This window comes from Methylobacterium hispanicum (assembly GCF_022179285.1).
Taxonomy (GTDB): Bacteria; Pseudomonadota; Alphaproteobacteria; order Rhizobiales; family Beijerinckiaceae; genus Methylobacterium; species Methylobacterium hispanicum.
The window spans coordinates 150,251-162,704 of record NZ_BPQO01000002.1 but is presented as its reverse complement, the minus strand read 5'-3'; the positions used below and the strand labels follow the sequence as shown (position 1 = coordinate 162,704).

At 70.4% G+C, this 12,454-nt stretch carries 10 protein-coding genes; 3 read left to right on the top strand and 7 right to left on the bottom strand.

All coding sequences use genetic code 11. The annotated features are described in order from the left end of the window. Positions 1-13: 13 nt before the first annotated feature. Positions 14-1,183 (top strand): phosphoserine transaminase, encoded by a 1,170-nt coding sequence (locus MFF56_RS02745; RefSeq protein ID WP_066926094.1) that lies wholly within the window; start codon positions 14-16, stop codon positions 1,181-1,183. A gap of 161 nt (positions 1,184-1,344) precedes the next feature. Here MFF56_RS02745 and MFF56_RS02740 read toward each other — a convergent pair whose 3' ends face one another. From MFF56_RS02740 to tesB, 4 genes are all read right to left on the bottom strand, one after another. Further along, a complete protein-coding gene (locus tag MFF56_RS02740; protein WP_066926097.1) occupies positions 1,345-2,613 on the bottom strand; it encodes an outer membrane beta-barrel protein in 1,269 nt (422 codons plus the stop codon). A 378-nt stretch (positions 2,614-2,991) separates the two neighbouring features. Then, positions 2,992-4,488: an ammonium transporter gene (locus MFF56_RS02735; protein ID WP_066926101.1), complete on the bottom strand. Its 1,497-nt coding sequence runs from the start codon at positions 4,486-4,488 to the stop codon at positions 2,992-2,994. A gap of 97 nt (positions 4,489-4,585) precedes the next feature. Continuing rightward, entirely contained in the window at positions 4,586-4,924 is a 339-nt protein-coding gene (locus MFF56_RS02730) for a P-II family nitrogen regulator (protein WP_066926104.1), read from the bottom strand. A gap of 278 nt (positions 4,925-5,202) precedes the next feature. Continuing rightward, the gene (tesB, locus tag MFF56_RS02725; RefSeq protein WP_066926106.1) at positions 5,203-6,066 is read right to left on the bottom strand and encodes an acyl-CoA thioesterase II; all 864 of its coding nucleotides are present in this window, start codon (positions 6,064-6,066) and stop codon (positions 5,203-5,205) included. 125 nt (positions 6,067-6,191) lie between these two features. Between tesB and MFF56_RS02720 the strand changes: the two genes are divergently transcribed. Further along, a complete protein-coding gene (locus tag MFF56_RS02720; RefSeq protein ID WP_238229387.1) occupies positions 6,192-7,460 on the top strand; it encodes an FAD-dependent monooxygenase in 1,269 nt (422 codons plus the stop codon). A gap of 72 nt (positions 7,461-7,532) precedes the next feature. Here MFF56_RS02720 and ppa read toward each other — a convergent pair whose 3' ends face one another. Further along, positions 7,533-8,069 carry an inorganic diphosphatase gene (gene ppa, locus MFF56_RS02715; RefSeq protein ID WP_066926118.1) on the bottom strand — a complete coding sequence of 179 codons (537 nt, stop codon included), beginning with the start codon at positions 8,067-8,069 and terminating at the stop codon, positions 7,533-7,535. 110 nt (positions 8,070-8,179) lie between these two features. Next, positions 8,180-8,686: a GNAT family N-acetyltransferase gene (locus MFF56_RS02710; protein WP_066926115.1), complete on the bottom strand. Its 507-nt coding sequence runs from the start codon at positions 8,684-8,686 to the stop codon at positions 8,180-8,182. A gap of 221 nt (positions 8,687-8,907) precedes the next feature. On the opposite strand from MFF56_RS02710, the gene MFF56_RS02705 reads away from it, so the two are divergent. Further along, entirely contained in the window at positions 8,908-9,633 is a 726-nt protein-coding gene (locus MFF56_RS02705; protein ID WP_066926112.1) for a fused DSP-PTPase phosphatase/NAD kinase-like protein, read from the top strand. Positions 9,634-9,733: 100 nt separating this feature from the next. Here MFF56_RS02705 and MFF56_RS02700 read toward each other — a convergent pair whose 3' ends face one another. Then, positions 9,734-12,370, bottom strand: a complete 2,637-nt coding sequence (locus MFF56_RS02700; RefSeq protein WP_238229386.1) for a DNA translocase FtsK — start codon at positions 12,368-12,370, stop codon at positions 9,734-9,736. Positions 12,371-12,454 lie beyond the last annotated feature (84 nt).

The following is a 12,454-nucleotide window of genomic DNA, read 5'->3' as shown; positions in this document are numbered from 1 at the left end:
CAGGATGATGCCGATGTCCGACCGTCCCGCCGCCCGACCGCGCGTGCCGAATTTCTCGTCCGGGCCCTGCGCCAAGCACCCCGGCTGGAACCTTCAGGCGCTCTCGGACGCCGCGCTCGGTCGCTCGCACCGCTCGACCCTCGGCAAGGCCAAGCTGAAGCAGGCGATCGACCTGACCCGCACGGTGCTTCAGGTGCCGGCCGATTTTCGTATCGGCATCGTGCCGGCCTCCGACACCGGCGCCGTCGAGATGGCGATGTGGACCATGCTGGGCGAGCGCACCGTCGAGGTCGCGGCCTGGGAGGCGTTCGGCCTCGAATGGGTCACGGACGCGCTCTCCGAGCTGAAGATCGAGCCGCGGGTCCACAAGGCACCCTACGGCACGCTGCCCGACCTCTCGGCGATCGACACGAAGCACAACGACGTCGTCTTCACGTGGAACGGCACCGCCGCGGGCGTGAAGGTGCCGAACGGCGACTGGATCGCGGCCGACCGCGAGGGGATCACGATCTGCGACGCGACCTCGGCGGCCTTCGCGCAGCCGCTCGCCTGGGACAAGATCGACGTGCTCACCTTCTCCTGGCAGAAGGTGATGGGCGGCGAGGCCGCGCACGGCATGCTCGTCCTCTCGCCCCGCGCCGTCGCGCGGCTCGAGAGCCACACGCCCGCCTGGCCGGTGCCGAAGGTGTTCCGCCTCACCAAGGGCGGCAAGCTCATCGAGGGCATCTTCCGGGGCGACACCATCAACACGCCCTCGATGCTCGCGGTCGAGGACTACATCGATACGCTCCGCTGGGCCGAGTCGGTCGGCGGCCTCGACGCGCTCCACGCCCGGGCCGACGCCAACGCCGCCGCGGTCCATGCCTGGGTGGCGCGCACCCCCTGGATCGGGCATCTCGCGGTCGATCCCGCGACCTACTCCAACACCGGCGTCTGCCTCGTGATCGCCGATCCGGACGTGCTGGCCAAGGGCGACGCGACGGTGGCTGCGATGGCGTCGGGCATCGTCGAGACCCTCGAGCGCGAGGGCGTCGCCCTCGACATCGGCGCCTACCGCGATGCGCCCGCGGGCCTGCGCCTCTGGTGCGGCGCCACCGTCGAGACCGGCGACCTCGAGGCGCTCTTCCCCTGGCTGGACTGGGCCTTCGCGCAGGAGAAGGCGAAGCTCGCCCGGGCGGCGTAGGCGCCGAGGCGGGGCCCCGCCGCAGGGCTCCGCCCCGCACCCGCCAAAGGTCGCGGACCTCAAGGATCCATGACCATCCGGACATGCGAAAGGGGCGGCGAGATCTCTCGCCGCCCCTTTCGCATGTCCGGTTCGGGGCGCCCGCGGGCGCCCCGACACGATCAGAAGGTGAAGCCGGTCTCGACCATGTAGCGGTCCTGGCTGCCCTTGTTGCCGAGCTTGCCGAAGCCGAGACCCGCGATGCCGTTGAGGGCGTCGCCGCGCTGATAATCGACCAGCGCGACGTGCGAGTACTCGCCGCGGATGAAGTACCGGCCCCAGGTGAAGGTCGGCGTGACCGTGAACGAGTAGGCCGAGCTGCCCGAACCGTACAGCACCGCCGTGCGGTCCTGCAGGAAGCGGTCGCCGCTCTGGGCGATGTACTCGAAGCGGCCCGCGAGCGCGAAGTTGTCGGTGAAGGCGAAGCTCGCCAGGATCGCGCCGCCATAGGTCTCGGCGCCCTGCAATCCGAAGACCGGCTCGACCTTGGTGTACTGGAAGTACGGGGTCACGATCCAGGGACCGTCCGCGTAGGTGTAGTTCACGCTGATGATGCTGCTGTTCTGCAGCGTCGCAGGGGTGGCGTACTGGAATCGACCGGTCTGGTTGAAGGAATTGTAGTTGCTGAAGTGCGTGCCGCCGTTGATGCCGATCGTGTTGGCGTCGTTCAGCTTGTAGGTGATCGCGCCGGTGACCCAGTTCAACTCGCCCGAGTAGAAGCCGTCGGTGACGGCGAACGAGGCCGCGAGCGGACCGTTCGCGTAGTTCACCTGCACGCCCTGGTTGATGATGTTCTCTTGGTTGAACAGGAGGCCGCGCGAGATGTTCAGGTTCTGGAAGGTGAAGGCCAGTTCCGTGCCGATATTGGTCGGCATGCGGCCGCCCTGGATCGACCACTCGTCGTTGAGCACCCACTTGCCGAACACCACCGGGACGGGGCTGAACAGCAGGCCGGTCTGATCGATCGCGCTGAAGGTCGGGAAGCCGAGCGCCGGGATCGAGTACAGGCCGGTCTGGACGTAGAACTGGAACGGGCCGTCCGCCTTCTGGATGAAGGCCTGGACGTTGCTGAAGTCGACCCGGCCGACCCGGTCGTCGCGCTGGCCCGGCACGATGGGCGTGTAAAAGGACGGCAGACGGTCGCTGTAGTTGTACGCGTAGCCGGTGATCGCGCCGCCGACATAGATGTCGCCGATTCCGGTGGTGAAGCAGGACGGATCCGGGTTCTGCTTGATGACGCCCGCATAGGCCGGGAAGGTGATCGCCGTCTTGCAGGGGCCCGTCACTGGGACGGCGGCCGGCGCCGGCATGTCGGCGGCCTGAGCCTGCGCGAGGCCGAGCACCAGGGCAGCCGATGCGGTCGCGCTTCGCAGGATCAGTTTGATCGTCATGAGTTTTCGAGCCCCAAGTTTATTCTATGGACCGAAAATGCCTCGACCGCGGCGAACACCGCAAAATGAAACTGCGGGCATTTGCCTAGTTTTCGGGCATTCGAGGCCCGATCGGGTTCTTGGCGCCCGCATGTTGCCGCAAGGACACAACAGCGTGATCCCAAATCGCTGCTTTGGTTAAGAAACCGTTGATCCGCCAGCGTGGGGAAGCAGATCCCGCCGCCCGTCCAGATCTCCCCTGATCTTTCTGGTATCGCCCGCTCCAGTTTCGGCGGGCGCCCGATTCGATACTGGTTCGGGTCGGGCGGTCCGAAACGCGGACGGCCCCGGCTCTCGCGAGCCGGGGCCGTCCATCGCTTGGTCCGCGCTTGTGCCGGATCAGTAGTTGTAGGCGCGCTCGCCGTGGTCGGCGATGTCGAGACCCTCGCGCTCCTCCTCCTGCGTCACGCGCAGGCCGATGGTCAGATCGACCAGCTTGTAGAGGATCGCCGATCCGATGCCCGACCACAGGATGGTGAAGCCCACGGCCTTCAGCTGGGCCATGACCTGCGTGGCGAGCTCGTAGGTGCCCACCGTCAGCTCGCCGGGCTTGGTGGTGTAGTCGGGGATGCCGACGCCGCCGAGCGCGGGGTTGACCAGGATGCCGGTCGCGATGGCGCCGATGATGCCTCCGACGCAGTGCACGCCGAACACGTCGAGCGAGTCGTCGTAGCCGAGCGCGTTCTTGACGCTGGAGCACATGATGAAGCAGGCGGCGCCGGCGACGAGGCCCAGCACGATCGAGCCCATCGGGCCGGCGAAGCCCGCCGCCGGGGTGACGGCGACGAGGCCCGCGATGGCGCCCGACAGCATGCCGAGGAGCGACGGCTTGCCCTTCAGCGCCCACTCCACGAACAGCCAGGAGATGGCGGCCGCGGCGGTGGCCACGAAGGTGTTGAGCATCGCGAGCGCGGCCGAGCCGTTCGACTCGAGGTTCGAGCCGGCGTTGAACCCGAACCAGCCGACCCAGAGCAGCGCGGCGCCGATCGTGGTCATGGTGAGCGAGTGCGGCGCCAGCAGGTCGCGGCCGTAGCCGATGCGCTTGCCGAGCATCAGGCAGCCGACGAGGCCCGCGATGCCGGCGTTGATGTGCACCACGGTGCCGCCAGCGAAGTCGAGGGCGCCCCACTTGAAGAGCATGCCGGCGTCATTCAGCACCGCGTCGTACTCGGCCTTGGCGGCCGCGTTCGCCTCGCCACCCGCGGCGGCCAGCTTCTTGGCCGCGTCCGCGAAGACGTCCGGACCGCCCCAGTACCAGACCATGTGGGCCATCGGGAAGTAGATCAGCGTGACCCAGAGGATCGAGAACACGACCAGCGCCGAGAACTTCATCCGCTCGGCGAAGGCGCCGACGATGAGGGCCGGCGTGATCATCGCGAACGTCATCTGGAAGCAGATGTAGACGTATTCGGGGATCACGACACCGTTGGAGAAGGTCGCCGCCACCGAGTTCGCGTCGACGCCCTTCAGGAAGGCCTTCGAGAAGCCGCCCACGAAGTCGTTGAGGCCGCCGCCGTTGGTGAAGGAGAGGCTGTAGCCGAAGGTGACCCAGAGCAGGCAGGCGATGCAGCCGATGGCGAAGACCTGGGTCAGCACCGAGAGCATGTTCTTGGTGCGCACGAGGCCGCCGTAGAACAGGGCGAGACCCGGCACGACCATCATCAGGACGAAGGCCGACGAGACCAGCATCCAGGCGGTGTCGCCCTTGTTCGGCACCGGCGAGGGCGGCGGCGAGATGGCTTCCGGCGCCGGCGACTGGGCCAGCGAGGGCTCGATCAGGAGAGCGGCGAGCGCCGCGCCTCCCAGCCCGAGCGCGAGGACGTTGCGAAGTTTCATGGACACGAGACTCCCGGTCGCGTTTGTCTGTCGCTTGAGGTGAAGGATGGGGCGAGCGGATCGGCGGCTCGCTGCGGGCCGTCCGGCCCGGGAAGACTCAGAGCGCGTCGGCGTCGGTCTCGCCGGTCCGGATGCGGACGGCCTTCTCGAGCGGCATCACGAAGATCTTGCCGTCGCCGATCTGGCCCGTGCGGGCGGCGCCCGCGATCGCGTCGATCACGCTGGACACGAGATCGGAGGCCACCGCGACCTCGATCTTCAGCTTGGGCAGGAAGCTCACCGCGTACTCGGCGCCGCGATAGATCTCGGTGTGGCCCTTCTGGCGGCCGTAGCCCTTGACCTCGGTCACCGTCAGGCCGTGCACGCCGATGCCGGTGAGGGCGTCGCGCACCTCTTCCAGCTTGAACGGCTTGATGATGGCCATCACGATCTTCATGGGCGGCGCCCCCTGCTTCCGGTTGGAACCTCGGCCGGCGCGCCCGCGGGCGCCGGTTGCGGTCCTGTTGTCCGCGGCGGGCCGGAATGGCCCCGCGATCGGAAGCGCCTATTCAAGGACTATGCCAGGGCTGGCCGGACGGAACTTTCCGGAAAGACGCAGTTCTGCCCACGCTTTGATCGATTAGGACTCACGGTTGCCGCCCCAATGGTCGAGCTTGTGCCTATCGGGTCGGCAGATTGGCGATCGATTGGGCAGATTTGCGTGTTCGGGATGCGTCAGGCCCGACGCGGCCGGATCAGGCCTTCCTGGGCTACCGAGGCAACCAGGTCTCCGTCCTGGGTGAAGATCTGGCCCCGGGCGAAGCCGCGGGCGCCGCCGGTGCTGGGGCTGTCCTGCGTGTAGAGCAGCCAGGAATCGGCCCGGAATGGCCTGTGGAACCAGAGCGCGTGGTCGAGGCTCGCGCCCTGGATGTCGGGGTCGAACACCGAGCGGCCATGGGCGATCAGCGTCGCGTCGAGGAGCGTCATATCGGAGGCGTAGGCCAGCACCGCCCGGTGGATCGCCGGGTCGTCCGGCAGGCGCGAGGCCGCCCGCAGCCAGACGTTGCAGACCGGGTCGGCAGGGCCGGGTTCGAGGTAGCGGCGCAGGTCCACCGGCTTCAGCTCGATCGGACGGGGGCGGGCGAAGTACCCGGTCAGCGCGGGCGGCAGGTTGGCACCGCCCCGCTCGATCAGCGTCCTGACGGACGGGAGCGCATCCGGGTCGGGCGCGCCCGGCATCGGTACCTGGTGCGCGTATCCCTCCTCCTCGGTCTGGAAGGAGACAGAGGTGGCGAAGATCGGCCGCCCGTGCTGGATCGCCCGCACGCGTCGGGTGGTGAAGCTGCCGCCGTCGCGGATGCGCTCGACCTCGTAGATGATCGGCGCCTTCGGGTCGCCGCCGAGCAGGAAGTAGGCGTGCAGCGAGTGAGGCGGCCGGCTCGCCGGCACGGTGCGGCTCGCCGCCACCAGCGCCTGCGCCACCACCTGCCCGCCGAAGACCCGGGGCCAGCTCACCCGCGGGCTCACGCCCCGGAACAGGTCCTCCTCCAGGCGCTCCAGGTCGAGGATGTCGAGAAGCTCTGTGACGATGTCGGTCATGCGGCGGGCGGTGCCTTCGGCGGGGCGGTGAGTTATCGGTGGGTCGCGGAATCGACATAGCACCGCCCGCGCGGCAAGCCACGCAGGACCGGGGGCGCAAGGGTCGGAAGACGCAGAGGAGCGTGATGAGCGGATCGAGCGGGCGTTCGGGCGGACGGAAGCTGATCGTGGCCGGGGGCGGCATCCCGGGGCTCACCCTGGCGCTCGCGCTCGCCCGGGCGCACGGGCCGGCGCTCGCGGTTGCGGTTCACGATCCCGCGCTGCCGGCGGGCGCCGGCCGCCACCGGGGCCGCGCCTACGCGGTCGCGGCGGGCGGGCGGCGGATGCTCGGGGCGCTCGGCATCTGGGATCGTCTCGGTGCGGCGGCCGAACCGATCACCGAGATGGTGATCAGCGACAGCCGCCTCGCCGATCCGGTTCGCCCGGTCTTCCTCAGTTTCGGGCTGGGAGAACCGACGGAGGTGCAGGACGGCGCGCCCTTCGCCCACATGGTCGAGGCGGAGCCCCTCGCCGCCGCCCTGCTCGACGCCTGCCGCGAGGCCGGCGTCGCGTTCGTGGCGCGCGGGCTGGCCCGCACGCGGGTCGTGGGCGATCGGGTCCAGGCGATCGCGCCGGACGGCGCGGCCGAGACCGCGAACCTCGTGGTGGCGGCCGACGGGGCGCGCTCGCGCCTGCGCGAGGCGGCCGGCATCGGCTGGGTTGGCTGGTCCTACCCGCAATCGGGCATCGTCGCGACGATCGGGCATGACCGGCCGCACGGGGGACGCGCCTACGAGCACTTCCTGCCGAGCGGGCCCTTCGCGGTGCTGCCGCTGGCCGACGGCGGTGCGCTGGGCCACCGCTCCTCGATCGTCTGGACCGAGCGCAGCCGCGACGTGCCGGCGTTGCTGGGCGGCGAGGCGGACGAGGTGCTGGGCGAGATCGAGCGGCGCTTCACGCCGGAACTCGGCCGGCTCCGGCTGGAGGCCGGGCCGCACGCCTACCCGCTCGCCTTCGGCATCGCGCGCAGCTTCCGCGGGCCACGCCTGGCTCTGCTGGGCGACGCCGCCCACGTCATCCATCCGATCGCCGGGCAGGGTCTGAATCTCGGCCTCGCCGACGCCGCCGCGCTGGCCGAGGCGGTCACGGGCGCCCTGCGCCTGGGGCTCGATCCCGGTTCCGAGACGGTGCTGCGCGACTACGAGCGGGCCCGCCGCTTCGACACCCTCGCGATGGGTGCGGCGACGGACGGGCTCAACCGCCTGTTCTCGAACGATGCCCTGCCGCTGCGGCTGGCCCGCGACCTCGGCCTCGGGCTGGTGGACCGGATGCCGGGGCTCAAGCGCTTCTTCATCGGCGAGGCCGCGGCCTCGCGGGGGGCGCAGCCGCGGCTCTTGCGGGGGGAACGGCTCTGAGGGGAAGCGTGCCGCCGATTTCCCTCTCCCCGCATGCGGGGAGAGGGGATGCGTCCGACGCCCCCGCGGCCCTCACGCCTTCGACTTGTTGTAACGCTCGATGCCTTCCAGGATCAGGCGCTCGGCCTCGGCGCGATCGCCCCAGCGCACGATCTTGACCCACTTGCCGGGCTCCAGATCCTTGTAGTGCTCGAAGAAGTGCTGGATCTGGCTGACCGTGATCTCGGGGAGGTCGGTGTAGTTCTCCACCCGGTTGTAGCGCTGGGTCAGCTTGCGGGAGGGAACCGCGATGATCTTCTCGTCCTCGCCGCCGTCGTCCTGCATCACCAGCACGCCCACGGGACGCACGCTGATGACGGCGCCCGGGATGATGGCGCGGGTATTGGCCACCAGCACGTCGCACGGGTCGCCGTCGCCCGAGAGGGTGTGCGGGATGAAGCCGTAGTTCCCGGGATAGAACATCGGCGTGTAGAGGAACCGGTCGACGACGAGCGTGCCGGCCTCCTTGTCCATCTCGTACTTGATCGGCTCGCCGCCGAGCGGCACCTCGATGATGACGTTGACGTCGTGCGGCGGGTTCTTGCCGAGCGAGATGGCGTCGATGTTCATGGGCGTCTCTCCCGGCCCGGGCGTGCGGGCCTTGTCCTGCGGTCTCATATAACCGCCCGCGGGAGAATCAAATCGGGTGTCCGGGCGCACGCACAGGCTGCGCGCGAGCCTCAGCCGAAGATGTAGCCGATCTTCGACAATGGCACCCCGGCCACCCGGTCGAGCACGTGGGGGCCGGCCCGGCCGCCCAGCGCCGCGTAGAAGGCGCCCGCGCGACCGTTCTCCTCCAGGGCCCAGGCGCCAAGGCGCGCGAGGCCGTGGTCCGCGAGATCGTTGCGCACGGCGCGGAACAGGCGCCGGCCGAGGCCGAGGCCCTGGTATTCCGGCAGGAGATAGAGTTCGTCGATCTCGCCCTCGGTGCCCAGGCCGCGGCTGCGCGCCCGGCCGTAGGCGGCGTAGCCGACGACCGCGTCCCCCGCGTCCAGCACCGCGAGCGGGCGGCCGCGCCGCAGGGCCCCGCGCCACCACGTCCCGTCGCGCTGGGCGATCATCCGCTCGAGGGCCACGCCCGGGATGATGCCCCGGTAGGCCTCGCGCCAAGCCGCGTCGAACACCCGCGACAACCCGCCGACATCCCCCTCGCGGGCCCGGCGGATGCTCGTGGTGCGCGTGCTCATGGCCGGACCTTCCTGGTGGGGGCTGCCTCGTGGGGGCTGCGGGCTGACAACACCGGTGCCGGCCCGCAGGTTCAGTCGCGATCCTGGCGAACTGAAGGCAAGAGCGGTGCCGATGCGCCGCCCCGTGTGAGCCGCCTCGTTGGCCGCGTCCGGAAATTGCCGCCGCCCGGCACGGCTGTTAGAGGCGGCGATCCATTCCGTGCGACCCGATCCCGCCCCCCGTGTTCAAGCGATTCCTGAAGCCCGAGACGCGCTACGCCCGGCGCATGGCGCGCATCGCCCGCTTCGAGCGGCCGATCACCGGCGCGGGCGGGCGGCTGATGGCCTGGGCCAACATGCTGTTCGTCGATCACGGCGTGTTCCGGATGGCCTACCTGAACCGGCACCGGGTCGGCCGGGGGGAGCTCTGGCGCTCGGCCCAGCCCGGCCCCCACCAGCTGGCGCGCTTCCGCCGGGAGGGCGTACGCACCATCGTCACCCTGCGGGGCGGGCGCGAGCACGGCTCCTGGCCGTTGCAGCGGGAGGCCTGCGAGCGGCACGGGCTGAAGCTCGTCGAATTCGTGCTGCGCTCGCGCGAGGCGCCGGACCGCGCCACGGTCCTGGCCGCCCGCGACGTCTTCGCGTCGATCGAGTACCCGGCCGTGATGCACTGCAAGTCGGGCGCGGACCGGGCGGGACTCGCGGCAGCCCTCTACTTGATCATCCACGAGGGCCGCCCGGTGCGGGAGGCGATGGGCCAGCTCTCGGCGCGCTACGGCCATTTCCGCTTCGCCAAGACCGGCATCCTCGACGCCTTCTTCGCCCGCTACCTCGTCGAGGGCGAGTCCAGGGGGCTCGATTTCCTCACCTGGGTCGAGACGGTCTACGACCCCGAGGCACTCAAGCGCGATTTCCGTCCCGGCTTCTGGTCCGATCTCGTGGTCGATCGGGTGATTCAGCGGGAGTAGCCGGCACCGGGCTTCCCGCGCCAGGTTGCCGCCTCCAGCTCGTCATCCCGGGTTCGCCTTCGGCGCCCCGGAATGACGGTGCCTGCGCGCGACGCGATGCTCAAACCCCGTGCTGGTCGGTCTCGATCAGGATCTCGCGTTTGCCCGCGTGGTTGGCCGGCCCGACGATGCCCTCGATCTCCATCCGCTCCATCAGCGAGGCGGCGCGGTTGTAGCCGATCTGCAGGCGACGCTGGATGTAGCTGGTCGAGGCCTTCTGGTCCCGCAGCACCACCTGAACGGCTTGCTCGTAGAGGTCGCCGCCTGCCTCGCCGAAGGCGCCCTGGTCGAACACCGCCCCGTCCACCTCGAGCTCGGTGGCGCCCTTGCCCTTACCGCCCTTGCCCGAGGCGTCTTCCTCGTCGTCGGCCGTGACGGCGTCGAGGTAGGCGGGGCGGCCCTGGCGCTTGAGGTGGGCGACCACGCTCTCGACCTCGGCGTCCGAGCAGAACGGCCCGTGCACGCGCGTCGTGCGCCCGCCGCCGGCCATGAACAGCATGTCGCCCTGGCCCAGAAGCTGCTCGGCGCCCATCTCGCCGAGAATGGTGCGCGAGTCGATCTTGCTCGTGACCTGGAAGGAGATCCGGGTCGGGAAGTTCGCCTTGATGGTGCCGGTGATCACGTCCACCGACGGGCGCTGCGTCGCCATGATCAGGTGGATGCCCGCCGCCCGCGCCATCTGCGCCAGCCGCTGGATCGCCCCCTCGATGTCCTTGCCGGCCACCATCATCAGGTCGGCCATCTCGTCCACCACGATCACGATGTAGGGCAGAGGGCTGAGGTCCATCGCCTCGTCCTCGTAGATCGCCTCGCCGGTCTGCCGGTCGAAGCCGGTCTGGACGGTCCGCGTCAGGACCTCACCGCGGCTCTGGGCCTCCTGAACGCGGGCGTTGTAGCCGTCGATGTTGCGCACCGCGATCTTGGACATCTTCTTGTAGCGCTCCTCCATCTCGCGCACGGCCCATTTGAGGGCGATGACCGCCTTCTTCGGGTCGGTGACGACGGGGGAGAGCAGGTGCGGGATGCCATCGTAGACGGAGAGTTCCAGCATCTTGGGATCGACCATGATCAGGCGGCACTCCTCCGGCTTCATCCGGTAGAGCAGGCTCAGGATCATGGTGTTGATCGCCACCGACTTGCCCGAGCCGGTGGTGCCGGCCACCAGCAGGTGCGGCATGCGGGCCAGGTCCGCGATGATCGGCTCGCCGCCGATGTTTTTCCCTAAGCACAGCGCCAGCTTGTGCTTCGTCTCCACGAAGTCGGCCGAGGCCAGGAGTTCGCGCAGGAACACGGTCTCGCGGCGCGTGTTCGGCAATTCGATGCCGATGGCGTTGCGGCCGGGGACCACCGCGACGCGGGCCGAGACCGCCGACATCGAGCGCGCGATGTCGTCGGCGAGCGAGATCACCCGGCTCGACTTGGTGCCGGGCGCCGGCTCCAGCTCGTAGAGCGTGACGACCGGGCCCGGCCGCACGGCCAGGATGTCGCCGCGCACCCCGAAATCGCCGAGCGTGGCCTCCAGGAGCGTCGCGTTCTGCTCCAGCGCGTCGGCCGAGACAAGGCTCGCGGGCGAGGGTCCGCGCGGCTCGGCCAGGAGACCCAGCGCCGGCAGCTCGTAATCGTCCGGATGGACCGGCGGCGGCAGGGGCTGGCGCCGGGCCGGGACCGGGGCTGCGGCCGGAGGCGCGACGCGCGAGCGCACCGGCTCGGCGGCGACGTCGTCCTCGTCCGTGTCGGGCAGATCCGCGGCGGGGAGCGGCGTGCGGCCGCGCTGCTGCGGACGGGGCGCCTCCACCTCGTCGAAGACCGGCTCGCGCCGAGCGGCCGGCTGGGCCTGGGGCGGAGGCGCGTGGTCGGCCCAGGGGGCCTCCTCGTCCGCGAAGGCGCGCTGCGCCGCCAGCGTCGGCGAGGCACCCGCATAGGCGAGGTTGCCGGAGCGCTGGGCACGCCAGTTCTCCACCGTCTCGCCGAGCGCCGCGCGGCCGCGCATCACGGCCTGCGCCAGTGCGCCGAGCCCGACCAGGCCGAGTCCCGGCTCACCCGCGACGTCGCGAACCTCCGAGCGGTGGGCGGATGCCCGACGCATCGGGGGCGCCGCCTCGTAGGCGTCGTAGGATTCGTCCGCGTCGTTGAGCCCGGCGCGACAGGCACCCGTGAGGCAGAGGATCGCCAAGACCGCGTAGGCGAAGCCGACGAGCGCGGCGGCCGGACCCGCGATGGCACCCACGATCGTCCGGCCGAGACCGAGCAGCGAATCGCCGGCCACGCCGCCGAGGCCCGTCGGCAGCGGCCAGCGCGCGGTGGGCGGCAGGGCGCTCGCGACCGCGCTCGCCGCGCAGAAGCCGATGATCCAGAGCGCGATGCGCAGGCCCCCGCGCGGCAGGTCGCGCTCGCGCATCAGCCGCATGCCCCACAGCGCGGGCGGCAGCACCAGGGCGAGCGAGCCGAGGCCGAGAATCTGCATGGCGAGGTCGGAGACCACGGCGCCCGGGCGCCCGAGCACGTTGTGGGCGGCGTGGTCGGTGGCGTGGTTAAGGCTCGGGTCGTCGATCGACCACGTCGCCAGCGCCACGGTGAGGGCCACGGCGGCGGTGAACAGCACGAGGCCGCCCAGCTCCGTCAGACGGCGCGCCAGGAAGGGGCGCAGCGTATCGACGAAGGTGTCGTAGGGCGACGCGGAGCGGCGAAGCGAGCGCATGCGGGACCGGACGCGTGATGGGATACGTGACCGGAACGCTACGGGTGACCCGTTAACGCGCGGCTAAGGTTGAGGAAGGCTCAA